The organism is Roseburia sp. OM03-7AC, from assembly GCF_003462625.1.
In the GTDB taxonomy this organism is placed as follows: domain Bacteria; phylum Bacillota; class Clostridia; order Lachnospirales; family Lachnospiraceae; genus Roseburia_C; species Roseburia_C amylophila.
On the sequence record NZ_QTZJ01000001.1, the window covers coordinates 394,700 to 418,891 of the forward strand.

22 protein-coding genes and 4 pseudogenes are annotated in these 24,192 nt (G+C 42.3%); 25 read left to right on the forward strand and 1 reads right to left on the reverse strand.

Features of this window, described 5'->3' with window-relative positions; genetic code table 11:
• Positions 1-18: 18 nt before the first annotated feature.
• The 8 genes from DXB39_RS01910 to DXB39_RS01945 all read left to right on the forward strand — a co-directional run bounded on the left by DXB39_RS01910 (position 19) and on the right by DXB39_RS01945 (position 6,099).
• Positions 19-732 carry an ABC transporter ATP-binding protein gene (locus tag DXB39_RS01910; protein WP_117698561.1) on the forward strand — a complete coding sequence of 238 codons (714 nt, stop codon included), beginning with the start codon at positions 19-21 and terminating at the stop codon, positions 730-732.
• Positions 725-2,302 carry a putative ABC exporter domain-containing protein gene (locus DXB39_RS01915; protein ID WP_117841113.1) on the forward strand — a complete coding sequence of 526 codons (1,578 nt, stop codon included), beginning with the start codon at positions 725-727 and terminating at the stop codon, positions 2,300-2,302. Before DXB39_RS01910 ends, DXB39_RS01915 begins: the two co-directional genes overlap by 8 nt.
• A gap of 138 nt (positions 2,303-2,440) precedes the next feature.
• Positions 2,441-3,133 (forward strand): iron-sulfur cluster assembly scaffold protein, encoded by a 693-nt coding sequence (locus tag DXB39_RS01920; RefSeq protein ID WP_022243201.1) that lies wholly within the window; start codon positions 2,441-2,443, stop codon positions 3,131-3,133.
• A gap of 19 nt (positions 3,134-3,152) precedes the next feature.
• A complete protein-coding gene (locus DXB39_RS01925) occupies positions 3,153-4,163 on the forward strand; it encodes a GGGtGRT protein (protein ID WP_117841112.1) in 1,011 nt (336 codons plus the stop codon).
• 190 nt (positions 4,164-4,353) lie between these two features.
• Entirely contained in the window at positions 4,354-4,653 is a 300-nt protein-coding gene (locus tag DXB39_RS01930) for an Arm DNA-binding domain-containing protein (RefSeq protein ID WP_158565934.1), read from the forward strand.
• Positions 4,628-5,080 carry a hypothetical protein gene (locus DXB39_RS01935; protein WP_117841110.1) on the forward strand — a complete coding sequence of 151 codons (453 nt, stop codon included), beginning with the start codon at positions 4,628-4,630 and terminating at the stop codon, positions 5,078-5,080. The genes DXB39_RS01930 and DXB39_RS01935 overlap by 26 nt, the downstream gene beginning before the upstream one ends.
• 149 nt (positions 5,081-5,229) lie before the next feature.
• Positions 5,230-5,448: a hypothetical protein gene (locus DXB39_RS01940; protein ID WP_117841109.1), complete on the forward strand. Its 219-nt coding sequence runs from the start codon at positions 5,230-5,232 to the stop codon at positions 5,446-5,448.
• A gap of 18 nt (positions 5,449-5,466) precedes the next feature.
• On the forward strand, positions 5,467-6,099 hold the full coding sequence (locus tag DXB39_RS01945; RefSeq protein WP_117841108.1) for a hypothetical protein: 633 nt from the start codon (positions 5,467-5,469) through the stop codon (positions 6,097-6,099).
• A gap of 109 nt (positions 6,100-6,208) precedes the next feature.
• Here the strand turns inward: DXB39_RS01945 and DXB39_RS01950 are convergent, their stop codons facing one another.
• Positions 6,209-6,967, reverse strand: coding sequence for a helix-turn-helix domain-containing protein (locus DXB39_RS01950; protein WP_117841107.1), 759 nt, complete (start codon positions 6,965-6,967; stop codon positions 6,209-6,211).
• Positions 6,968-7,082: 115 nt separating this feature from the next.
• Here DXB39_RS01950 and DXB39_RS01955 point away from each other — a divergent pair, with 115 nt between their 5' ends.
• From DXB39_RS01955 to DXB39_RS02040, 17 genes and pseudogenes are all read left to right on the forward strand, one after another.
• On the forward strand, positions 7,083-9,500 hold the full coding sequence (locus DXB39_RS01955; protein ID WP_117841106.1) for a glycoside hydrolase family 3 C-terminal domain-containing protein: 2,418 nt from the start codon (positions 7,083-7,085) through the stop codon (positions 9,498-9,500).
• Positions 9,501-9,519: 19 nt separating this feature from the next.
• Positions 9,520-10,965, forward strand: a complete 1,446-nt coding sequence (locus DXB39_RS01960) for an MFS transporter (protein WP_117841105.1) — start codon at positions 9,520-9,522, stop codon at positions 10,963-10,965.
• A 54-nt stretch (positions 10,966-11,019) separates the two neighbouring features.
• Positions 11,020-11,403 (forward strand): hypothetical protein, encoded by a 384-nt coding sequence (locus tag DXB39_RS01965; protein WP_117841104.1) that lies wholly within the window; start codon positions 11,020-11,022, stop codon positions 11,401-11,403.
• Positions 11,375-11,617, forward strand: a pseudogene (locus DXB39_RS01970) (macro domain-containing protein); the annotation flags it as partial. The gene DXB39_RS01965 and the pseudogene DXB39_RS01970, both read left to right, overlap by 29 nt.
• 54 nt (positions 11,618-11,671) lie before the next feature.
• Positions 11,672-12,046, forward strand: coding sequence for a TnpV protein (locus DXB39_RS01975; protein WP_001129922.1), 375 nt, complete (start codon positions 11,672-11,674; stop codon positions 12,044-12,046).
• Positions 12,047-12,412: 366 nt separating this feature from the next.
• Positions 12,413-14,332: a tetracycline resistance ribosomal protection protein Tet(O) gene (gene tet(O), locus DXB39_RS01980; RefSeq protein ID WP_109215033.1), complete on the forward strand. Its 1,920-nt coding sequence runs from the start codon at positions 12,413-12,415 to the stop codon at positions 14,330-14,332.
• Between the two features lie 50 nt (positions 14,333-14,382).
• Positions 14,383-15,603: a tetracycline efflux MFS transporter Tet(40) gene (tet(40), locus tag DXB39_RS01985; RefSeq protein ID WP_109215034.1), complete on the forward strand. Its 1,221-nt coding sequence runs from the start codon at positions 14,383-14,385 to the stop codon at positions 15,601-15,603.
• A 599-nt stretch (positions 15,604-16,202) separates the two neighbouring features.
• Positions 16,203-16,712: a sigma-70 family RNA polymerase sigma factor gene (locus tag DXB39_RS01995; RefSeq protein ID WP_105116765.1), complete on the forward strand. Its 510-nt coding sequence runs from the start codon at positions 16,203-16,205 to the stop codon at positions 16,710-16,712.
• Positions 16,713-16,806: 94 nt separating this feature from the next.
• On the forward strand, positions 16,807-17,232 hold the full coding sequence (locus tag DXB39_RS02000; protein ID WP_000323895.1) for a sigma-70 family RNA polymerase sigma factor: 426 nt from the start codon (positions 16,807-16,809) through the stop codon (positions 17,230-17,232).
• An 83-nt stretch (positions 17,233-17,315) separates the two neighbouring features.
• Positions 17,316-17,790 (forward strand): annotated as a pseudogene (locus DXB39_RS02005) (RNA polymerase sigma factor).
• A gap of 154 nt (positions 17,791-17,944) precedes the next feature.
• Positions 17,945-18,977 (forward strand): annotated as a pseudogene (locus DXB39_RS02010) (AAA family ATPase).
• A 517-nt stretch (positions 18,978-19,494) separates the two neighbouring features.
• Positions 19,495-20,460, forward strand: a complete 966-nt coding sequence (gene mobV, locus DXB39_RS02015; protein ID WP_001820668.1) for a MobV family relaxase — start codon at positions 19,495-19,497, stop codon at positions 20,458-20,460.
• Positions 20,461-20,468: 8 nt separating this feature from the next.
• The gene (locus DXB39_RS02020; RefSeq protein WP_000743700.1) at positions 20,469-21,323 is read left to right on the forward strand and encodes a ParB/RepB/Spo0J family partition protein; all 855 of its coding nucleotides are present in this window, start codon (positions 20,469-20,471) and stop codon (positions 21,321-21,323) included.
• 45 nt (positions 21,324-21,368) lie between these two features.
• Positions 21,369-21,599, forward strand: coding sequence for a YdbC family protein (locus tag DXB39_RS02025; RefSeq protein WP_001206986.1), 231 nt, complete (start codon positions 21,369-21,371; stop codon positions 21,597-21,599).
• 71 nt (positions 21,600-21,670) lie between these two features.
• Entirely contained in the window at positions 21,671-21,862 is a 192-nt protein-coding gene (locus DXB39_RS02030; protein ID WP_001820669.1) for a hypothetical protein, read from the forward strand.
• A 54-nt stretch (positions 21,863-21,916) separates the two neighbouring features.
• Positions 21,917-23,773, forward strand: coding sequence for a recombinase family protein (locus DXB39_RS02035; RefSeq protein WP_001820670.1), 1,857 nt, complete (start codon positions 21,917-21,919; stop codon positions 23,771-23,773).
• Positions 23,773-24,057: pseudogene (locus DXB39_RS02040) on the forward strand (macro domain-containing protein); the annotation flags it as partial. The gene DXB39_RS02035 and the pseudogene DXB39_RS02040, both read left to right, overlap by 1 nt.
• Positions 24,058-24,192: the final 135 nt, after the last annotated feature.

Genomic DNA, 24,192 nt, shown 5'->3' on the forward strand with positions numbered 1-24,192 from the left:
GAATTTTGGAGGGTGAAAATGTTAGAAGTACAAGAGCTTACTAAAAAATATGGAAAGAATGTAGCAGTGGACCATGTCAGCTTTATGGTGCAGGATGGTCAGGTCGGTATCCTGCTTGGACCAAATGGTGCCGGAAAATCAACCATTATAAAGAGTATTGCAGGACTCCTTCGTTATGAAGGCGGTGTTGGTATTAATGGAATGAAGGCAAGAAGCCTGGAAGCGAAGAAAATATTTGGCTATGTACCGGAGATTCCGGCAATGTTTGAAGCGCTGACGGTGCGGGAGCATATCGAATATGTGAAGCGGGCATATAACAGTGACATTACAGAGGAAGAAATAGATGCACTGCTGACACGTTTTGAACTTCTGGATAAACAGGAGAAGCTGGGAAATGAATTGTCCAAAGGAATGATGCAGAAGGTCAGTATCTGTTGTGCACTTGCTATTCATCCAAAGGTTGTGATGTTAGATGAGCCAATGGTTGGACTTGACCCGGCAGCCATAAAAGAACTGAAAGAAGTTGTGCTTGAGTTAAAAGAGAAAGGCTGTACCATTCTTATCAGTACCCATATGCTTGAAATGGTAAAAGATTTGTGGGATGTGATGTTTGTAATGGAACAAGGGAAAATTATAGCAACATTTAACAAAAATGAAATTGCGGATAAAGACATAGAAGAACTGTTCTTTGAAGTGACAGAACCAAAGACTGGTGGTGAAGAACATGAGTAGTCTTTCCTTTGTTTTTTTCCAGACCATTAAGAATAAAGTGAAGCGGAGCCTGAAACGGCCACAGACTTTTCTTGCACTGGTATTTGTTGTTTTATATGCAGCATTGGTATTGTATGGACTTGGTTCCATGTCTGTCGATTTCGGATTAAACAGCCCGGAAGGAATTGCAACTGTTTTATCCGTACTGATGGTTATGATTGTTCCGGCAAATCTGATTTCCTATATCAAGAGAAAAGGACTGTTGTTCCGCCCGTCAGAAGTACATTTTGTATTTGCTGCACCGGAAGAACCGAAGAAAGTTATTCTTCATGCCGGAATGAAGCAGTTCTTAACCAATTTTATTGTTGAACTATTTGTACTGGTACTTGGAATTGGTGTATTTGGTGTTACACCATATAAGATGATTTTATATTTCCTTTATGCTGGTGTACTGGAAAATATTTTAGAGGGAGCGTTAATGATTATCTGCTATGGAAATGAAACACTTCCCAAACAGTTCTTTACCGTACTTACTTATATTATGTATGGAGTAATGGCAGCTTTTGCACTGGTGGCAATCTACTTTGTTTCGGTGAAAGGTATGCAGTTATCTGTGTTTGTGGACTTAATCCAGCTTCCGGTGGTACAGCTGATTCCGATTATAGGCTGGGAAATTGCATTGATTCAGCTTATTATCATAGGCCCTGCAGGAATCAATGTGGTGGCAACCGGGCTTCTTTTAACCAGTACTGTTTTTCTGGTACTTTATGCGAAAAAGATGAAGTGTACCGGAGAATTCTATGAAGATGCTGCAAAATTTGCAGAAGATTATGATGACCGGATGAAACGCTCGAAAAAGGGCGAGGTTGTAGTGGGAAATGGCAAGAAAAAGTATTTACGGAATGTAAAGATGGCTTATAAGGGAACTTACGCTAAAGCAATTTTCTACCGGCAGGTATTAGAATACCGTAAAAACCGTTTCTTTATCTTTGGCTGGAATTCAGTGCTGTTTCTGGTTATAGGTGTGGCAATTGCGGTTGTTTCTTATTATAATAAAATTTCCAGCCAGCCTTTTAAAATGTTTGTAATTCCGGGCGTCATTGCCTATGTTATCTTTATTTTCAGCGGTTATAAGACGAAGTGGTCGAAGGAACTGGCAAATCCATACACCTATCTGATTCCGGACAGTAATTTTAAGAAAATGTGGTATGCCACCAAAATGGAGCATATCCGTGCGCTGATTGACGGACTTCTGATTACGCTGCCGGGCAGTATCGTAATGGGACTTCCGGTGTCTTACATGATTTTGACCGTCATTTTATATATGTGCCTGAATGCTAATAAGCTTTATATGAATATGCTGGCAGATGTCGTGATAGGGAAAATGTTTGGAGAACTGGGCAGAACGATTCTTCGGATGCTGTTCCAGGGACTGGTATTATGTGTCGGAATCATTGTGGCAGTAGCAACGGGAGCGTTCATTTCCGTGACTGCAGGATTTATTATGATGATAGTCGTTATATTCCTGCTGACACTGGTTGGAGCAATCGGAGCATCCTTTGCATTTGAGCGGATGGAGGCATTAGATTAACAAATTGAGAAAATTAAGGGGCATTTCCTGTAAAAAAGACTGGACTAATGTAAAAAAATGTGAGAAAATGAGGGCGGTGTGTTAAATGTATAACAAAGTTTAACATGATATATATTTCATATCGAAAGGAGTCTTATAATGATTTACACGAAGGAAGTCGAAAACATGTGTCCTGTTGCCAAGGGCGCAAAACATGAGCCAGCTCCAATTCCAGAAGAAGGAAAATGGGTTCATTCCAAAAAAATTGAAGATATTTCAGGATTTACACACGGTGTAGGCTGGTGTGCACCACAGCAGGGTGCCTGCAAGCTTTCATTAAATGTAAAAAATGGTGTGATTGAAGAAGCACTGGTTGAGACAATCGGATGCTCAGGTATGACACATTCAGCAGCAATGGCAGCAGAGGTCCTTCAGGGAAAAACAATTCTTGAAGCATTAAATACTGACCTTGTTTGTGACGCAATCAATACAGCAATGAGAGAATTATTCTTACAGATCGTTTACGGACGTACTCAGAGTGCATTCTCTGATGACGGACTTGCAGTAGGTGCTGGTCTGGAAGATTTAGGAAAAGGACTTCGTTCCCAGGTTGGTACTATGTACGCAACAAAGGAGAAAGGTGTTCGTTACTTAGAGATGGCTGAAGGTTATGTAACAGGCATCGCTCTTGACGAGAACAACGAAGTTATCGGATATCAGTTCGTTTCTCTTGGAAAAATGACAGACTTTATCAAAAAAGGTGATGACCCTAACACTGCATGGGAAAAAGCAAAAGGCCAGTATGGTCGTGTAGCTGATGCTGTTAAGATCATTGACCCAAGAGAAGAGTAAGAAAGGAGAGACGAAGATAATGGCATTATTTGAAGGATATGAAAGAAGAATTGACCAGATTAACGCTGTATTAAACAGCTATGGTATCAGCTCTATTGAAGAAGCTGAAAAAATTACAAAAGATGCTGGACTTGATGTATATGATCAGGTAAAGAAAATCCAGCCTATCTGTTTCGAGAACGCTTGCTGGGCTTACACTATAGGTGCAGCAATCGCAATCAAAAAAGGATGCAAAAGAGCTGCTGATGCTGCTGCAGCAATCGGTGAAGGTCTTCAGGCATTCTGTATTCCAGGTTCTGTTGCTGACCACAGAAAAGTAGGTCTTGGACATGGTAACCTTGGAAAAATGTTATTAGAGGAAGAGACAGAGTGTTTCTGTTTCTTAGCTGGACACGAGTCCTTTGCAGCTGCTGAAGGTGCAATCGGAATCGCTGAGAAAGCAAACAAAGTACGTCAGAAACCACTTCGTGTTATCTTAAACGGACTTGGAAAAGATGCTGCACAGATTATTTCACGTATCAACGGATTTACATTTGTTGAGACACAGTATGATTACAAAGCAGCAAAACTTAATGTTGTATATGAAAAAGCATATTCTAACGGACTTCGTGCAACTGTAAAATGTTACGGTGCTGATGATGTTCAGGAAGGTGTTGCAATCATGCATCATGAGAACGTAGGTGTTTCCATTACCGGTAACTCTACCAACCCAACACGTTTCCAGCATCCGGTTGCAGGTACATACAAGAAAGAATGTATCGAGCAGGGCAAGAAATACTTCTCTGTAGCATCCGGCGGTGGTACAGGACGTACACTTCACCCAGATAACATGGCTGCAGGTCCTGCATCTTATGGTATGACAGATACTATGGGACGTATGCATTCTGATGCACAGTTTGCAGGTTCTTCTTCCGTACCGGCTCACGTTGAGATGATGGGCTTAATCGGAATGGGTAATAACCCAATGGTTGGTGCTACAGTAGCAGTTGCCGTTTCCGTTGAGGAAGCAGCAAAAGCTGGTAAATTCTAAATAGAAAGCTTGATTTTATAGGCTTTTTGGAGACTTCCGTTTAAATTAAGACGGAAGTCTCTTTTTATATTCTCATATTAAAGGAGGTATCTAAATACTTTGTTAAATTTTTTAGCCTCGCAGGTCATAGATTTCAAAGAGTCGATTTATTAGTATTACTTATATATTCATTATGTGGAAGGAGAATTATATGAGTGAGATTATGGTAAGAGAACGTTTTTTGAGGTCTGGCAAAAAAGTATATGAGTATTCATTTGAGATGGCAAGTGTTGATGGAAAAAGAAAGCGTAAATCAAAATCTGGATTTGCTAGTAAAAGGGACGCAAGAATAGCTGGAAGAAAAGCATTATCTGAATATGAAAATGTGGGACAGGTAATGGTAGATAGGGATATTTCATATGCTGATTTTGGGGATTTATGGATGGAAAATGATTGTAAACTGACATGTAAGGAAAGTACATTATATGGCTATGAGAAAAAAACCTTCTAGTTTAGAAATAGAAGGACGATCGATGGATATGCAAATGCATGAAATTTATAGTGAACAAATTGCCCAACAATTAATCCAAAAAGCATATATTCCGTTACAAGGGGAAGTGACTTTTGAGGACGTAAAGAATGGATATGAACGATATTTTAAAAACCCAAATAAAGGAACAGTTGTAGAATATGAGGATTATGTATACATCAGTAGCTGGACAAGAAAAAAAGAACTTTTTGATAATGCATTGCATACGGTTTACAATGAATTAAAATCATGGCCAGAAGAAAGATATTTTGTACGAGATGGTGGTTTTAAAAATTGGATGTTGAATTGGAAAAAAGCTAGTAATCATGAAGTATTAGAAGCAAACTATAGAATGAAATTCGAAAAATATAAAATTGAAAAACTGCCGGAAAGACCCTTCTGTTTTTAATATTAAATACAGGGAAAAAGAATTATGAATTTAGAAAAAATGGAAAAGCAATTATATAGTGATAAGTTTTTAGATGAAAAAATAATTACATTTATGCATCACTTAGCAATAAAATAGGTGGTCTTATTGGGAGCGTTAAGGGATTAGTATTGCTGAGTGTATATGAAGATATTTTATATATTCACCGAGCCAATATTGATAATTCTTATGGCAAACAATTAGCAAAAATTTATATTCCAAATATGAAAAATATCCAAGTAAAAGCCGGATTATTTGGTGGAAAGTTTTCTTTCAAGTATGAAGGACAAGAATATAAATTTAAACTATCATCAAAGGCCGGAAAATTTGTGGATTTTTTTGTAAAGTAAAAGTATGAGGATAACAGGATGAAAAACTTACAAAAGTATCTAATGATTTTGGGAACGATAATGTTAAGTATTGGGATTAGTGCGTGCTCTAAACAACCAGACTTCGATGCCAAATCTTACGCCCAAAGTTCTCTTGATGCATACTATCATGGAGAATATAAGGACTATGCGAATCTGTTAGAACTCTCGGAAAAAGATGCAAAGAAAGAAATCGAAGAGGATTTTAATGAGAGCATCCAAAAGCAATTTGATGATTCCGATAACATTACGGATAAAGGAATTGCTGATTATACGGAAAAACTGACAGAAGTAAAGAAACTGGCAAAATACAAAGTACAGGATGTGAAAGAAGAGGATGGAGTTTATACAGTAAGTGTACAAGTTGAACCATCCAATGTATTTCAGACATTGCAACAAAGCTCTACAGAGGTAAGCAATGAAAAAATAAAGCAGGGATTGGATGGAAATGATCCGGAAGTCTTTGCAGCCGTATTAACAGAAAGTGTCCAGAAGAGTCTTGAAAAGAACAGTTATGGAAAAACTGTTACTGTAAAAGTATCCGTGGAAAAAGATAATTCAGGAAAATATGGTCTTTCGGATACAGAGATGAATAAGCTGGAAGCAGCGATGTTCCCAACAGAACAAGAATGAATGGAAAGCTATCAGAGGAAAAACTGGTAGCTTTCTTTTATCTTCAAGACGAGAAAAGTTCTGGCGATAGTGACGTTTAATCATCGATATTCTTATTTTATTTTCTATTTTACCAACTAATCTGGCGATGCATTTTACGATATTGTCCGGGAGTTATACCAGTGTATCTCTTAAAAATAGAAATAAAATAACTTTGAGATGAAAAATTCAAGTAAGTACTGATTTCACCCAGACTATAGTCGGAATGTGCCAGTAAATTCTGTGCCTTTTCAATAAGAACTTTATGGATAAAAACAGTAAGCGTCTGTCCGGTTTCTTTATGGAACAGGGCAGACAGATATTTAGGTGTTAAATTAACTAAAGATGCCAGTTGATTTAAGGTTAAAGTTTTATTTTTACCATGATAGATATAATCAATGACGCGAGAAATAGATGGTGAATAGTAGTTTTTTGGCGTCTTTTTTGCTTCAGCAACACGAAGCGTAAATTCAATAGCCATCTGTTCATTTAATTTCATTAAAGCGTCAACATCGGTACATTGTTCCATTTTTCGTATATATACATCACTTAAGGAAAAAGCAGTTTCCTCATTAAGTCCTCCTTCGATGGCATATCTGGTAACTAAAGTTGTATTAGCAATACTTGCATAAAAAAGTAATTTTAATTTGGAATTGGAAGAGGTCATCTTTCCGTAAACAGTTGTTGGGAGAGAATAATAGGTATTCTCCAATGCGTGAATATCTCCGTTTGAAACACATTCGAGAATTGCTTTTTCCTGTGCATAAGATGTATGTATCCGTTCATTTTCTGCATTTTCCAACATTTCATGTGTGAGTGAAAAATTGATGTCTGACTTCATTTTATACATAGGTAATTCCTCCTGTCAAAAACACGATAAATTGACATAAAACACGATAAATCAATATAATTATATGCCGGAAATAGATAAAATGCAATTAAGAGATTAAAAGAGAGGAAAAGAGATGAACATTGATAAAATATGCGAACAGTTAACAATAGATGAAAAAATCCGGCTTTTAGGCGGTGTTGGTGACTGGCATACTTATGACTGTAATGGGAAAATCCCCTCTATTATGATGACAGACGGACCACATGGGATTCGAAAACTGGAACAGGAAAAGGTTGGGGATATTGAAACCAGTAAGCCAGCAACCTGTTTTCCAACTGCAAGTGCAATAGCCTGCAGTTGGAATCCTGCTATTGTTAAAAAGATGGGTGAAGCGATTGCGAAAGAAGCAAAAAAAGAGCAGATATCCATTGTGCTAGGCTGCGGAATCAATATCAAGCGTTCTCCTTTATGCGGAAGAAATTTTGAATATTTCAGTGAAGATCCGTATTTGACAGGAAAGCTGGCAACGGGATATATCGAAGGTGTACAGAGCCTTGGAATAGGTACGAGTTTAAAGCATTATGCTGTTAATTCACAGGAAACAAGACGAATGACATCCAATAGCCAGATTGATGAAAGAACTCTTAGGGAAATATATCTGTCGGCTTTTGAAGAAGTTGTGAAAAAAGCAAAACCGACTTCTGTAATGGCTTCATACAACAGGATTAATGGCGAATTTGGAGCAAGAAATAAATACTTACTGACAGATGTTCTGAGAAAAGAATGGAAATATCAAGGTGGTGTGGTGTCGGATTGGGGAGCAGCAAATGATATTGTAAGCTGTATGAAAAATGGTCTGACACTGGAAATGCCAGATCCGAAAGGCTTCCACACAGATGTGTTAAAAGAAGCGTATAAGGATGGCCGGATTACGGATCAGGAACTGGATAACTGGACTAAGAATGTTCTGCAGAATTTTGTATCACTTCATAAAAATATAGAAGAAAATTATGAGGTAGATATGGAAGAACAGAATCAGGTGGCACGTAAACTGGAAAATGAAAGTGCAGTACTTTTGAAAAATAATAGTGTTTTGCCAATTGGAAAAGAGAAGAAGGTAATCATTATTGGAGAGCTTGCCAGGCAGATGCGGTTTCAGGGAGGTGGGAGCAGTCATATCCAGCCGACGAAGATGACAAATGCGATTGAAGCAATACGTGAAAAAGGATATCAGGTAACTTATATACAGGGATATCAGAATGAAACGGAGGAATTAGGAGAAAAGCAACTACAGGATACGATAGAAAAACTGAAACAGGAATATAGAAAAAAGGATTGTGTGATTCTATATTTTATCGGTCTTACAGAATCTTATGAAGGAGAAGGATACGACAGGAAAAATCTTAAAATCCCTCAAAATCAGGAAGAGCTGTTGGCTGAAATTGCAGAAACTGTCGGAAAAAATCATATTGCAGCAATTAGTTTCGGTGGTGCGCCTATGGATTTTAGTTTTGAAAAGAATGTAGGAGCAATTCTTCACATGTACCTCGGAGGACAGGCTGTAGGGGAATCTGTTGCTGACTTAATCAGTGGAGAGGTGAATCCATCCGGTAAATTGGCAGAGACAATTCCATTTTCAGAAAAAGATACTCCGGCATGGAGATATTTTGCACCTCCGAATGATGATGTAGAATACAGGGAAAGCATTTTTGTAGGTTATCGTTACTATGAGACATTCCATGTTCCGGTAAAATATCCGTTTGGTTATGGACTTTCCTATACTTCTTTTTCCTATTCGGAATTGAATGTACCGGAAGTATATAGTGGTGGAAAGATACAAATTCGTTTTAAAATTAAAAATATCGGAAAAGTGAGTGGAGCAGAAATAGCACAGTTATATATCTGCCCGATTGAATCAGATGTTATCAGAAGCCATATAGAACTAAAGGGATTTCAAAAAATATATCTGCATCCGGGTGAAGAAAAAGAAGTTATACTAGAGCTGGATGAAAGAAGTTTTTCCGTCTATGATGTAGAGAAAAAAGCCTTTTCCATGTTAAGCGGCAAATATCAGATCTGTATCGGAGCATCGGTACATGATTTGCAATTAAAGGCGAATATGGAAGTAGTAGGAAATAGTTATTTTAGAAATGAAAGAGAACTGTTTCCGGATTATTTTAGAGAGCAGCCACATGGAATGGAAATCAGTGCAGAACAATTTTATCAGCTATTAGGCGGTGAACCGAAACATGACAAAGAAAAAAAGCGTGGAGAGTATACGGTTTACGATTCCTATCAGGATGTGGTAAATGTCTCAATGTTTGGAAAAATTGTTCGTGGAGTCGTACATATTGGACTTAAGATTATACTTCGGGGAAAATCAGAGCGGGACCCGGCCTTTAAAATGGTAAAAATGGGAGTCGAAGAAGGAAATCTGGAAGGACTGATTGCAACCAGTGGTGGAATTGCAACTCCGAAGTTAATCGATATGTTAGTTTACAATGCAAATAAAAAATATCTGCAGGCTTTAAAAAGACTGCTGAAGAAATAGAGAGAGGGGGAAGTCGTATATGGAAAACAATAAATTGGATAAACGCACAAAATGGAACTATTGTATAGGAGCAACCGGAAGAGATATGGCGTATGCACTTGTCTCTATGTTTCTTCTTACATATATTCAATATACGATGAAACTGACAGTTGCCCAATATGCAGTAATATCAGCAATTATGGTAGTGTGTCTGCTGTGGGATGCCATTAATGATCCAATGATGGGAATTATTATTGAAAATTCGCATTTGAAAGCCGGAAAATTTAAACCGTGGATTTTTATAGGAGTAATTTTAAACAGCCTGATAATTATCTGCTTGTTTACAGTAAGGCCGGAAGGATGGGGATTTGTTGCATTTTTTGGAGTGGGATATCTTTTATGGGGAATGACTTACACAATGAATGATATTGCCTATTGGGGAATGCTGCCGAGTCTTACATCAGATCCGGGAGAACGGAACTGGCTGGTAACCGTACAGGGAATTTTTATCTGTATCGGACAGTTTTCTGTTGCAGGTCTGCTCCCTGATATGGTAGCTGGAAATGCGATTATGGCATATCGGACGGCTGCGATTGTGATTGCTTTTTGTTTTATTGGTTTCCAGCTACTTACAGTGTTTGGAGTAAAAGAGAGAAAACGACCGGAAAAGAAGAGAACACTGTCATTAAAAGATATGTTTCATATATTCCTGAGAAATGATCAGTTGATAGTGATTGGAATTGCATGTTTATTATTCCAAATCGGAAATGGTCTTCTGATTATGATTGGAATGAATTTCTTTTATTTTGAATTTGGATATTCTGTAGGTGGCAGTCTTGTATTTTGGTTTACAATTATGTATGGATTAGGAACGCTGATATCAGAGGCATCTTTTGCGTGGCTTTCCTCAAAATTCACACGAAATCAGATTATAACTGCAGCTACCAGCATTACAGTCATTGGGTATATACTTTTTATGAGTGTAGGCTACATTGTACCAAAAAGTGTTGTTTTACTGAATATCATCGGTTTTCTAATCTTCTTTTCGCAGGGGGCATTCAATATGACGATGATTGTCATGTTAAATAATACCATAGAGTATGATGAAGTCCGGTTTCATGAACGACATGACAGTATTATCTCAGCAGTAAGATCTTTTGCAACAAAGCTGGCAAGTGCAGTTGATCAGGCGGTTGTTGCGTTAATACTGATTATAAGCAATATTTATGCAATCAGTCAGAAAATATCCGGATTAGAAATAAAAGCTGGTACAGGAGAACTTACTTCGGAAAATGTAATTGTACAGGCAGATAAATTTATTCAGACAGCAGATGCCGGACAAAGATTTATATTGCGTCTTGGAATTGTAGCTGTTCCGGTAATTTCTATAGGAGCTGCTTATATACTGATTAAACGGAAATATATTATTGACGAACGTAAGTATGAAGAACTGGTAGCGGAAATAAAAAGCACAAATAAAAAATGATTCAATTAGTTGTGATGACCTTATAATTGATGAGTTTAGAAAAAAGTGATATGAATGACAATTGATGATTTTATATATGAAAATAGTATTGTACGTGATAATGTCTCTGAATATACAGCAGATCATATAGATAGGGTGATAGAATCTGTTTGTAATAATTATGGATTAACTATAAAAATGATTTCTACAAATTATGTTTTTCCACGTATTATAAAAGCGAGTGAAGAAAAGGCTTTGATTTGGGATCAAACATATTGGGAATTGTTCAGTCTGTATTTAGCGTATTTCACAGATTTAAATGCTATTCAAAAGAAGATAATTGTGTATGATGAGAGTTCTGTACAGCAGAAAATATTGATTCCATTTGCATATTATTTAGCATTAATTGTTGAAGATAAAGGAGAAGAAAATGTACTTGATCAAGACGATAAAAGGTGATATTACGAAAATAACAGATGTGCAGGCAATCGTGAATGCAGCAAACAGCTTTCTTCTTGGAGGAAGCGGAGTAGATGGTGCTATTCACAGAGTCGCAGGACCGGAACTTCTGGTGGAGTGCAGGACACTTCATGGATGTGATACGGGAGAGGCTAAAATCACTAAGGCATATAATCTGCCATGTGATGATGTTATACATACTGTCGGACCGATGTAGGACGGATTTTGCGGACATTCAAAATAAAAAAGAATGTGGAGGTAACAGACAATGGCAAAATCATTATTTGAGGAACTGGGCGGCAAATACGAAAGGCAAGGGGATTATTTGATACCGTGCTTAACTGTACCCGCCGAAGAAGAACAGGCAATAGGCATCTGGGGGCAACGGCATTTAGATTATCTAAAACAGTACCGTAAAGTTACATACACCAATCTTCTTACAAGCGGCAGGCTAAACGCCTACCTTGCCGACATCAACAGACAGGCACAGGAACGCTTTGAAAGGCTCATAGAGGGTATGAAACAGGCACAGGGCATAACGGAACAGCTAAAGGCAGAAAACGCCTTAGAATGGACAGGATGCCTCAATAACATAAGGGCTTGTGCGAGGGAGATTGTGGAAAAGGAAATTATTTTTGCATAAACAGATGATTAGTGGCAGGGGGAAATCCTGCCGCTTTTTCTGCTTTAGTTTGTCAGCTTGACAAATAAAGGGTTAAGGAATATAATTAGATTCAGTATTATACAAGGAGTTAATAAATATGCGGCAAGGTATTCTTAAATAAACTGTCAATTTGATAGTGGGAACAAAAAGTAGCAGTCCCGTTTCACTTTTAATATGGGGCTTAGTTTTTTGTACCCAGTTTAAGAATACTTTTATCATGTAATTTTATATGCCCGAAAACATATAAGTGTTTTGGGGCTATTGGAGTTATTTACCCAGTGATAGGAGTATTTATCACTGGGTATTTTTATGCCCTTTTTTGGGTGTTGATAGGAGGAAAATCACATGAAAATAATTAACTTAGGCATTCTGGCTCACGTTGACGCAGGAAAGACAACATTAACGGAAAGTTTATTGTATACCAGTGGTGCAATTGCAGAACTAGGGAGCGTAGATGAAGGCACAACAAGGACAGATACAATGAATTTGGAGCGTCAAAGGGGAATCACTATCCAGACAGCAGTGACATCTTTTCAGTGGGAGGATGTAAAAGTCAACATTATAGATACGCCAGGCCATATGGATTTTTTGGCGGAAGTATACCGTTCTTTATCCGTATTAGACGGAGCAGTATTATTAGTTTCTGCAAAGGATGGCATACAGGCACAGACCCGTATACTGTTTCATGCACTACAGATAATGAAGATTCCGACAATTTTTTTCATCAATAAAATTGACCAAGAGGGGATTGATTTGCCAATGGTATATCGGGAAATGAAAGCAAAGCTTTCTTCGGAAATTATAGTGAAGCAAAAGGTTGGGCAGCATCCCCATATAAATGTAACGGACAATGACGATATGGAACAGTGGGATGCGGTAATTATGGGAAACGATGAACTATTAGAGAAATATATGTCAGGGAAACCGTTTAAAATGTCAGAACTGGAACAGGAAGAAAACAGGAGATTCCAAAACGGAACGTTATTTCCCGTTTATCACGGAAGCGCTAAAAACAATCTGGGGATTCGGCAGCTTATAGAAGTAATTGCCAGTAAATTTTATTCATCAACGCCTGAAGGTCAATCTGAACTATGCGGGCAGGTTTTTAAGATTGAATATTCAGAGAAAAGGCGGCGTTTTGTTTATGTGCGTATATATAGCGGAACATTGCATTTGAGGGATGTTATTAGAATATCTGAAAAAGAGAAAATAAAAATCACAGAGATGTGTGTTCCGACAAACGGTGAAATCGTCCCGGCTGACCATGCCTGTCCGGGAGAAATTGTTATTTTAGCTGATGATACTTTGAAACTGAACGATATCCTGGGAAATGAAAAACTCCTGCCTCACAAAACACGGATTGATAATCCCATGCCATTACTTCGGACAACGGTAGAGCCGCAAAAGCCGGAGCAAAGGGAAGCCCTGTTAAATGCCCTCGCAGAGATTGCTGATACAGACCCTCTTTTGCATTTTGACATTGATACTGTTACCCATGAGATTATGTTATCTTTTTTGGGGAATGTGCAGATGGAAGTCATTTGTGCCATCCTTGAGGAAAAATATCATGTGGAGGCAGAAATAAAAGAGCCTACTGTTATATATATGGAAAGACCGCTTAGAAAAGCAGAATATACCATCCACATAGAAGTCCCGCCAAATCCTTTCTGGGCTTCTGTCGGGTTGTCCATAGAGCCGCTCCCTATTGGAAGCGGAGTGCAGTATGAAAGCAGAGTTTCACTTGGATATTTAAATCAATCGTTCCAAAATGCGGTTATGGAGGGGGTTCTTTATGGCTGCGAGCAGGGGCTGTATGGATGGAAAGTGACAGACTGTAAAATCTGTTTTGAATATGGATTGTATTATAGTCCTGTAAGTACCCCCGCAGACTTTCGGCTGCTTTCCCCTATCGTATTGGAGCAGGCTTTAAAAAAAGCAGGGACAGAACTATTAGAGCCATATCTCCACTTTGAAATTTATGCACCGCAGGAATATCTCTCACGGGCGTATCATGATGCTCCAAGGTATTGTGCAGATATTGTAAGTACTCAGATAAAGAATGACGAGGTCATTCTGAAAGGAGAAATCCCTGCTAGATGTATTCAAGAATACAGGAACGATTTAACTTATTTCACAAATGGGCAGGGAGTCTGCTTGACAGAGTTAAAAGGATACCAGCCAGCTATTGGTAAATTTATTTGCCAACCCCGCCGCCCGAATAGCCGTATAGATAAGGTTCGGCATATGTTCCACAAGTTAGCTTAACAGCTTGCAAAAGTCATATAAAATGAGATTTGAAAGGAGAATGTAACTTCATGTTTGCTAAAAATTCAAAGGCATATTCTGTCTACCTGCTGTTCCGATTTGTCTGTTCCCTGGCGGTTTCTATGTCCACAGTGCTTTCCATCGTGTACCACCTGGAGGTGGTGCAGCTGGATGCTTTCCAGCTTGTCCTGGTAGGGACGGTTCAGGAGACCTCCTGCTTTCTGTTCGAGATGCCCACCGGTGTGGTGGCGGATTTGTATAGCCGTCGGCGCTCGGTGCTGATTGGAATGTTCCTCTACGGCCTGGGCTTTCTGATGGAGGGTGCGCTACCGTGGTTCGCGCCGGTTCTGCTGGCCCAGGTTGTCTGGGGTTGCGGTGATACCTTCATCACCGGCGCTCTGGAGGCGTGGATTGCCTCGGAGGAAGAGGACAAACCCATAGACAAGGTGTTCCTGCGGGGCAGTCAAATGGGGCAAATCGGCGGCGTTCTGGGCGTGGTGCTGGGCACACTGCTGGGAAACATAAACCTGCAAATGCCTCTCATCTTGGGGGGCAGTTTGTGCTTGTTGTTGGGGCTGGTGATGGTTCGCATCATGCCAGAAACCAACTTCTCCCCTGCTATTGAGGAACGGCAGGGCTTGCTTAAAGACTTTGTCTGCCTGTTCAAGCTCAACCTGGGCTTTGTGAAAGGCGCACCTGTGTTGCTGGCGCTCTTAGCAATCACACTATGCGGGGGACTTGCCAGTGAAGGCTTTGACCGGCTCTCCACCGCTCATTTTCTGGATGACACGGTAATACCCGTTATCGGGCCGCTGAACAGCGTCACTTGGTTCGGTGTTATCAGTCTTATCGGCAACGGCTTAGGTATTCTGGCTTCTCAGTTGCTCATCGCCCGCATGGAGAAAAAAGGGACTGTCAGCCGAACCAGTGTGGTCATGTCCACCAGCGCCGGGTATATCCTGTTCCTGGTTCTCTTCGCGGTGGGGCGGAGCTTTTGGTTCATGTTGTTGGTGTTCCTGCTGGCGGGGCTTATGCGCACCATCAAGGAGCCTGTGCTGGCCGCCTGGATGAACGACCAAGTGGATGAGAAAATGCGCGCCACAGTCTTTTCCACCAGCGGACAGCTGGACTCTTTCGGGCAGATCATCGGCGGGCCTATTGTGGGGCTGGTAGCCCAGCAGGTGTCCATACCCTGGGGGCTGGTCTGTACCGCTTTCCTGCTGTTGCCCGCGCTGTTCTTAGTGCCGGTGGCGGGAAAGAAGCGGGATTGATATGGCATAGTTAAGTTTACTGACGAGCGGGAGATTACTTCCGCTCGTCTTCATTTAGTAGCGCAAAATTTGAGGACTCTTTATTTCCTTATTCGGTATAGCGGAGGCGGCTGTCAATTCGACATAATTTTCTTGTGATACTTTACCGTACATGAGCATTTGTTTCGTATTTGAAAGAACAAACTCACCAAATAAAAAAAACGATATTCGGGTGGGTTATTTTGTTATACCCTAAATTACCCTCTGAATTTGTTTTTAAATTTGGAGGGATTTTTTTATGTCCTTTTTTCGGGCAGTTATCTATCTGCTCATACGAAGCAAAATTTATCAATACATAGCATATCAGAGAACGGCAGGAAACCAGTTAAAAAAATTTCTGCCAGTGCAACGGTACTTCTCACCTTGAAAGTAGAAGTACAATCTCCATACAATAGAATTACTATTTCCTATAACCGTAAAGGTCACAGAGCCTTTGCGGTTTTTCTTTTGTCGATTTTTGTTGGAAAGTGCCGTAGGGCTGTTTCTGATATGCGGTGTCGTTCTCCGCCTCTCCATCTGGATTTTTTACATTTCAAAAATTCAGATGGGAGGTATTTATGGTGAAATATGCACCAAGAAAGGTATATATCAGAGAAAGTGGCGGCTATGTGGAATTATCCTACACGGAGTTCTGCCGTTGCAGGGAATCCGACCAGACCTATATGGACAAGCTGTTTATCCCCATTCAAGGCTGTCTGCTTGAAGTCGTGAGGGAGCAATACACAGACTTCTACCGTGACAAGGAACGGTGGCGTTATCTGCAAAAATTAGATACAAAGAATAGACTGCTATCTCTCGACGGATTTACGGACAGCGAGGGGAATCCTCTGGACTTTATCACTGATGAAGCGGTGGACATTGCAGAAACCGTTGTCAATGCGGTCATGGTGGACAGGCTGAAAGCCGCCCTGCCTTTGCTGTCGGATAGTGAACAGGAGCTGATACAGGCAATCTTTTTTGACGGACTTTCCGAGCGTGAAGTCGGGGCGAGGTTGGGCATAACCCAGAGCGTTGTAAACAAACGCAAAGCCAGAATCCTAATAAAACTAAGAAAGATAATAGAAAATTAAAATTTAAGGCGTTCAGCCCCCTTGTTTTTTCCTTTGGGAAGATGAGGGGGCTTTTCTCTGCCCTCTCAATCAATTCTGATTGGAGGAAGTAAGAATGGCATACAACCACGGACGGGAGGACAGGAAATGGCGTATCTGGAAAGAAGCGGAGGAAAAGCTGCTGCGTGAGTGCGGCGTTGATGAAGCGACCATTGAGCAGATACGCATGGCGGACAGGGCAGACTTCAATTCCAACAGGCGGTTTTACCGATGGACGAATGACGTTGCGGAATATCTTGAGGACATGGCAGGCAGGGAGCGGCAGGCGGAAGTGGGTACGGTTGCGGAGTTACTGGAAGAGATTGAGAGCGAAAATCTCTATCAAGTATTAGTCACGGTGGACGGGCGTACCTTGAAAATCGTCCTGCTGAAAATGCAGGGGTATTCCACAAAGGAGATTGCCCCGCTTGTGCATTTGACGACTGGTGCCATCTATGCGAGGTTAGACCATCTGCGGAAGAAGCTGCGGAAAATTTTATAGCTTCTAAAACAGCCTGCCATCCTGCGGGCTACTGGGTGAGGGATGGAAATCCCCTCACTCATTTTTTGCAGGAGGACAACAGGATGGCATACAGGGTTAAGGCATACACGCTTCGGGAGGAATCCACGGAAAGCGGCACAAGGTATTTTATCAGCTTTAAGGACGGGCAGGGCAAATCCCACGAGTTGGAAGTGTCGGAACAGTTCTTTATGGAGTTTCGGCAGATGGAGCGCAGGAACAGGAATCTTTTCTAATGGGACGAGCGGCACAGGAAGTTTAACGAGGTATGGGACGAAACCCTTTACAGACGGGCGTTGCGTGTGCCTAAGAGCCTTGATGAACGCATGGTTGAGGAAGAACGGAATGAAACGCTCTATAAGGCGGTTGGGAGCCTTCCAGAGATACAAAGGCGGCGTTTCCTGCTCTACTACGAGTATGAGTTCAATTTTTACCAAATCGCCGCTATGGAGCATTGCACCGCTTCGGCAATACAGAAATCTGTTGCGATTGCAAAGGAGAAAGTAAAGGCGGAAATTGAAGAAATATCTCCAACCGTGACCGACACCGCCCGAAAAAGAAATCTGTTTTTTATTTGTGTGGGATTGGCGGCATTACATACTCTCACTTTTTTCCGTGGGAGTAAATCTATTTTTAAGGAGGTCAACGCCTATGTGCAACGAAAACAAAGACACCGCCCGAAAGGAGGAAAGCCATGCAGAAGTTACAGACAGTCAACGCCGAAACGCTCCTTTATGAACCGCTTGAGAAACCATCCTTTGTGGTGGACAGCCTTATCCCGACAGGCTTATCGCTGTTCTGCGGCTCACAGAAGATAGGCAAAAGCTGGCTCATGCTGAAGCTATGCTTATGCGTGTCGCAGGGAATCCCTTTATGGGATATGCCGACAATGGAGGGCGATGTGCTTTACCTCTGCCTTGAGGACACGTTCTGCCGCATACAGGACAGGTTATTTCGTTTGACGGACGAAGCAAGCGGGCGGCTCCACTTTGCCGTGGCAAGCTGCAAGCTGTCAGACGGTCTTATCGTGCAGCTTGAAGATTATCTGAAAGATTACCCAGACAGCAGGCTCATTGTCATTGATACCTTGCAGAAAGTCCGTACAGCTTCAAAAGACAATGCCTATGCAAGCGACTATGGGGACATCTCCCTCATCAAAGACTTTGCCGACAGGCACTCTCTGGCGGTCATTGTCGTACACCACATCCGAAAGCAGAATGACAGCGACGTGTTCAACAAGGTGTCTGGGACGACAGGATTAACGGGGAGTGCGGACGCTACCTTTGTTCTGGAAAAGGAGAAACGTGCGTCTGACACCGCCAAGCTGTATGTGACGGGCAGGGACACGCCTTATCAGGAATACACGCTGCGTTTCCGTGATTGCCGTTGGGAGCTTGTGGAGCGGAAAACGCAGGAGCAGCTTGCGAAAGAAACGATACCAGATGTCCTTTTTCGGTTGGTGGATTTTATGAGGGATAAGGAAGAATGGATAGGCACGGCAACGGAACTGTTAGCCGCTATGGGGGAAACGGAAACCATACCCACGGTGATTACGAAATGGCTGAATGAATACCGCACCACATTTTTAAGCGAGAACCGTATCTGCTACCAGTACAGCCGCAGGAAAGACGGCAGGCGGATTGCCCTTGCAAGGAGGGCGGGTGACAGCGGTGATGGTGGTGACAGCGATATTAGGATACCCCCCTGTTACTGTCATTGACGCTTAAAGCCATGTAAAGCTGGCGGCTCTGCCCTGCGGGTGACAGCAGTGACGGTGGTGACAGTGATTTTAGGATACCCTGCCGCTGTCATCCCTACGGGAGAACACCCCGTAAACGCAAAATGCAGGCGTGAGATTTACTCGCCCTTTTCGGTCGTGTAAAACCACCCCTGCGGTCAGAAAAATCATTCCGATTTTTCCGACTGCGTTTACAGGGTGTAACACACTACACTTTGCCCTGCAAAGTCGTGTGCCAGACGTTCCCTCTGGACTCCCTTAAGGCAGGGCTGTGCCCTGCTATCCTACGCCTTACGGCTTCGGATAAAAGAATGGCGGCATGACGGTGACGGCTCTTGCGAGGGGGGTATCCCAAAAACACCGTCATCATCGACATGACCGTCATGCAGGGGGTGAGGGTGACAGTTGCGGCAGTCGGCAGGGGGTATCCCAAAACTGCTGTCACCACCGTCACCGCTGTCACCCCAAAGGACGGTCACCCGCCGAAAGAAAGGAGGAATCCGCCTATGCCTTATGCAATCCTGCGTTTCCAGAAACGAAAAGCGGGCGGCGTTGCGGCTTGTGAACGCCACAACGAGCGGAAGAAAGAAGCCTACAAAAGCAACCCAGATATAGATATGGAACGCTCTAAAAACAATTACCATCTCATAGCACCACCAAAGTACACCTACAAGAAAGAGATTAACCGCATGGTAGCCGAAGCGGGGTGCAGGACAAGGAAAGACAGCGTGATGATGGTGGAAACGCTCATCACAGCTTCACCAGAATTTATGAACCAGTTACCGCCCGAAGAACAAAAAGCGTATTTCCAGACGGCTCTTGACTTCATTTCGGAGCGTGTTGGAAAGCAGAATATCCTCTCCGCTGTCGTCCATATGGACGAGAGAACGCCCCATATGCACCTCTGCTTTGTGCCGATTACGCCAGACAATAAGCTGTCAGCGAAAGCTATCTTAGGCAACCAGAAATCATTATCCGAGTGGCAGACCGCCTACCATGAGCGGATGTCCTCACGGTGGAATCAGCTTGAACGGGGGCAGTCCTCAATGGAAACCAAGCGGAAACACGTCCCCACATGGCTCTATAAATTAGGCGGCAGGCTTGATAAACAGTATGAAGAAATCGTGTCTGCCCTATCCGACATCAACGCCTTTAACGCAGGGAAGAAAAGGGATAAAGCGTTAGATTTACTCTCTGCATGGCTGCCAGACGTGGAGAAATTCTCTAAGGAAATCGGGAAACAGCAGGCGTATATCGACAGTTTGAAAGAGAGAATTGGGCAGGAATCAGACTATGCGGGGCGTATGCGTGATGAAAAGTACGAGCAGGAACTAAAGGTGCAGAAAGCGAATCAGAAGATATTTGAATTGCAGAGAACCAACGAGCAGATGGGGCGGCTGCTGTCAAAAATACCGCCCGAAGTGTTGGAAGAATTGCAGAAAAATCATAGAAGCAGAGCGAAAGAAAGGTAGATATGTGAATGAAGAAACAGGATTTTAAGGTGTTAAAGACCAAAGACTTGTACCCGTTCCCCGACAATCCGTTTCATGTGGCAGAAGATGAAACACTGTCAGAGTTAGCGGAAAGCATCAAGGAATTTGGCATTGTCACGCCGATAATCACACGCCCGAAAGAGGACGGGGACGGTTATGAAGTGATTGCAGGACAGCGGCGTGTCCGTGCTTCTGAACTTGCAGGGATAAATACCGTGCCTGCGTTTGTCCTGCCCTTAGACCGTGACCGAGCCATCATCACCCTTGTAGACAGCAATTTGCAGCGTGAGAATATCCTGCCATCGGAGCGGGCGTTTGCTTACAAGATGAAATCCGAAGCCATGAAGCGGCAGGGTTTCCGCACAGACTTAACCTCGTCACAAGTTGTGACGAAGTTGCGGACGGACGACAAGGTGGCACAGGGCTTCGGCGTGGGCAGGATGACCGTGCAGCGTTTTATCCGCCTGACGGAACTGATACCGCCGATTTTGCAGATGGTGGACGAGGGGAAAATCGCCCTCACGCCTGCGGTGGAACTGTCCTTCTTGAAGAAAGACGAGCAGGAAAACCTCTTTGCCACGATGGAGAGCGAAGAAGCAACGCCCTCACTCTCACAGGCACAGCGGATGAAACAGTTAAGCCAGAGCGGGCGGCTTGACATGGATACGATATTTGCGATTATGACGGAGGAAAAGGGCAACCAGAAAGAAACCTTGAAAATCAACACAAGCAAGCTGAAAAAATACTTTCCGAAGAACACAACGCCGAAGCAGATGGAGGAAACCATCATCAAACTTTTGGAGCGTGAGTTGCAGAGGAAACGCAACCGTGACAGCCGCTAATCTTCTTTTTTCGGGAAGTAAATACAGAGAGTTGAGGTATGGAGAATGAGAGAAATCCAGTATGAAATCGTAAAGGAAATCGCAGTATTGTCTACGGGCGACAGTGGCTACACAAAGGAAATCAATCTCATTTCATGGAATGGGAAAGAGCCGAAGTATGACATCCGCAGCTTTTCCCCGAACCGTGAAAAGTGCGGCAAGGGAATCACGCTGAACGCTGATGAAGCGGCGGCACTCCTTAAAGCATTACAGAAAGAATTAAACAGCGAGGATTAATGGTATCTGATTGGCAGGGCGGGGACATTTCCAAACTCTTCCCTGCCCTGTCTGGAAAGGAAGATTTAAGTATGGGCGAGGATAAGAAAGCAGATAAAAAGAGAAAGCGTATCGTGCCAAAAGCACCAGTGCAGATGATAATCAGCCGTGAATATGTCGGCACACAGACCGTTACAGAAGCGTTTGTCCCGATTATCTCCGAGGATATTCGGAAGAAGATTGCCGAGGGCGACACCTTCGACAATGAGGGGCTGTCCGCTTAGAATGTACGCAATGGGACATGAAAACAGATAGGACAGATACGGAGGTTTTACAGTATGGCAGGAATCAAAGAAGAAAAGAAAATCTATTTAGTCGGCATTTATTGCCGCTTATCTAAAGACGATGGTACGGATAACGAGAGTGCGAGCATTGCGACACAGAAATCCATCCTCACGGATTATGTGAAAAAGCAGGGATGGCACATAGCAAAAACGTATGTGGACGATGGTTATTCTGGTACAAATTTCCAAAGACCAAGTTTCCAGAATATGATAAAAGACATTGAAAGCGGTCTGATAAACTGCGTGATTACGAAAGATTTATCCCGTCTGGGGAGAAACTATCTTGATTGTGGGTTATATCTGGAAGTTTTCTTCCCAGAGCATAACGTGAGGTATATAGCGGTCAATGACGGCGTAGATACCTTGAATAAATCTGCTATGGACATCACGCCTTTCCGCAACATTTTAAACGAAATGTATGCCGCTGACATATCTGTTAAGATAAAATCGGCATATCGGGCGAGGTTTCAACAGGGGAAATTCATGGGAACTACCGCCCCTTATGGCTATATCAAAGACCCTGCCGACCACAACCATCTGCTGATAGATGATAAAGTGGCACATGTTGTAAAAGAGATATTCGACCTTGCATTAAAAGGGAATGGAGTTGCCAAAATTTGCAGACATCTTAATAAACAGCATATCCTACGCCCTGCCGCTTATGCGGCGGAGCGTGGCGAAACAGGCTTTGAACGTCATTTTGAGGGGAACGAGGACAAACGCTATATTTGGAGTGGGAACAGCGTGAGGAGCATTTTAAGAAGCCCGATATATGCGGGAAATCTTGTAGGCTACAAACGGATTGCCGCCAATATGAAAAGCAAGAAACGCCCCTCTAAGCTGCCCGAAGAATGGGAAGTGATACCCAATACCCATGAGGGAATAGTCACGCAGGAGGAATTTGATATTGTCCAACAGCTTATTACAAGTCGTAGGCTTCCACAGAACAAGGGAGGATTTGTAAATATTTTTGCAGGCGTTATCAAGTGTGTGGACTGCGGATGTGCTCTGCGGGCAATGAACGTACACAGGAGGAAACGCCCAGAGATTATCGACTGTGTACAGTATTCATGTAATAATTATGCAAGAAACGGAAGAAGCGAGTGTAGTGCCCACAATATAGAAGCAAGGGATTTATTCAATGCCGTTCTTGCCGACATCAACTGTTTTGCGGATATGGCAGTGAATGATGAAAAGGCGGTCAGGGCCATAGAAAAGCGGCTCACGGAAACAGACCAGAGCAGGGCGAAAGCATTAGAGAAAGAACGTAAGAAGCTGAACAAACGCCTTGCGGAACTGGACAGGCTGTTTTCCTCTCTCTACGAGGATAAGGTCATGGAGCGTATTACCGAGCGGAATTTTGAGATGATGTCGGGGAAATACCAGAAAGAGCAGCTTGAAATTGAAGCAAGGCTGAAAGAGGTGACGGAAACTCTTAATGAAAGCTACGAGAAATCACGGGGAATCCGTGACTTCCTCGCCCTTATCCGAAATTATCAAGGCTTAAAAGAACTGGATGCAACAGTTATAAACGCACTCATAGACAAGATACTTGTTTCGGAGCGTGAGAAGATGGCAGACGGAACAGTGAAGCAGGAAATCAAGATTTACTATAAATTCATCGGCTTTGTCGATGAATTACATATCATACCTACAAAACGGTGGGCAGCAATGCCCGCTAAAAATTGTACGGTGTGCGGCGTTGAATATGTCCCGGGCTCTGGTGCATCAAGGTATTGTCCTGCTTGTGCCAAGAAGATACGGAGGGAGAAATCAAACGAGAGCAAACGCAGGAGCAGAGAACAGAAAAGGATAGCATGTATGAACTGTCCGCAAAAAATGACCGACTGATATGGAATGGTGGAAGAAATAGAGAAGAGGAACTTCTTGCTAACTGCTATTTTAATTCTATGAAGTTGGCAATGGATAATGGAATAAGGTCTATTGCATTTCCTTCCATATCAACGGGAGCATATGGTTTTCCGGTTGAGTTGGCAGCAAAGATTGCAGTACATACAGTAAACAGGTTCTTGCAAGATAATCCGGACAGCTTCGATTTGGTGGAATGGGTGCTGTTTGATACTCAGACTGAATCGGTGTATGAAGCCGAGGTTGATAAATTATACGACAAATAATTGGATTAATTATAGCAGACTTTATATATGACAGATATTTGAGCACATACACCATTAAAAATAGAATATAAGGATGCGTAAGGAACGATAAAATGAATTCATGCGGGAAAGGCAGGGATTCTTTTTTTTGCTTCG

Bases quoted from the DNA above. Each gene is read 5' to 3' on its own strand.
- DXB39_RS01910 (WP_117698561.1), top strand. From the start codon at position 19: ATGTTAGAAGTACAAGAGCTTACTAAAAAATATGGAAAGAATGTAGCA.
- DXB39_RS01915 (WP_117841113.1), top strand. From the start codon at position 725: ATGAGTAGTCTTTCCTTTGTTTTTTTCCAGACCATTAAGAATAAAGTG.
- DXB39_RS01920 (WP_022243201.1), top strand. From the start codon at position 2,441: ATGATTTACACGAAGGAAGTCGAAAACATGTGTCCTGTTGCCAAGGGC.
- DXB39_RS01925 (WP_117841112.1), top strand. From the start codon at position 3,153: ATGGCATTATTTGAAGGATATGAAAGAAGAATTGACCAGATTAACGCT.
- DXB39_RS01930 (WP_158565934.1), top strand. From the start codon at position 4,354: ATGAGTGAGATTATGGTAAGAGAACGTTTTTTGAGGTCTGGCAAAAAA.
- DXB39_RS01935 (WP_117841110.1), top strand. From the start codon at position 4,628: ATGGCTATGAGAAAAAAACCTTCTAGTTTAGAAATAGAAGGACGATCG.
- DXB39_RS01945 (WP_117841108.1), top strand. From the start codon at position 5,467: ATGAAAAACTTACAAAAGTATCTAATGATTTTGGGAACGATAATGTTA.
- DXB39_RS01950 (WP_117841107.1), bottom strand. From the start codon at position 6,967: ATGTATAAAATGAAGTCAGACATCAATTTTTCACTCACACATGAAATG.
- DXB39_RS01955 (WP_117841106.1), top strand. From the start codon at position 7,083: ATGAACATTGATAAAATATGCGAACAGTTAACAATAGATGAAAAAATC.
- DXB39_RS01960 (WP_117841105.1), top strand. From the start codon at position 9,520: ATGGAAAACAATAAATTGGATAAACGCACAAAATGGAACTATTGTATA.
- DXB39_RS01965 (WP_117841104.1), top strand. From the start codon at position 11,020: ATGACAATTGATGATTTTATATATGAAAATAGTATTGTACGTGATAAT.
- DXB39_RS01975 (WP_001129922.1), top strand. From the start codon at position 11,672: ATGGCAAAATCATTATTTGAGGAACTGGGCGGCAAATACGAAAGGCAA.
- DXB39_RS02000 (WP_000323895.1), top strand. From the start codon at position 16,807: ATGGCATACAACCACGGACGGGAGGACAGGAAATGGCGTATCTGGAAA.
- mobV (WP_001820668.1), top strand. From the start codon at position 19,495: ATGCCTTATGCAATCCTGCGTTTCCAGAAACGAAAAGCGGGCGGCGTT.
- DXB39_RS02020 (WP_000743700.1), top strand. From the start codon at position 20,469: ATGAAGAAACAGGATTTTAAGGTGTTAAAGACCAAAGACTTGTACCCG.
- DXB39_RS02025 (WP_001206986.1), top strand. From the start codon at position 21,369: ATGAGAGAAATCCAGTATGAAATCGTAAAGGAAATCGCAGTATTGTCT.
- DXB39_RS02030 (WP_001820669.1), top strand. From the start codon at position 21,671: ATGGGCGAGGATAAGAAAGCAGATAAAAAGAGAAAGCGTATCGTGCCA.
- DXB39_RS02035 (WP_001820670.1), top strand. From the start codon at position 21,917: ATGGCAGGAATCAAAGAAGAAAAGAAAATCTATTTAGTCGGCATTTAT.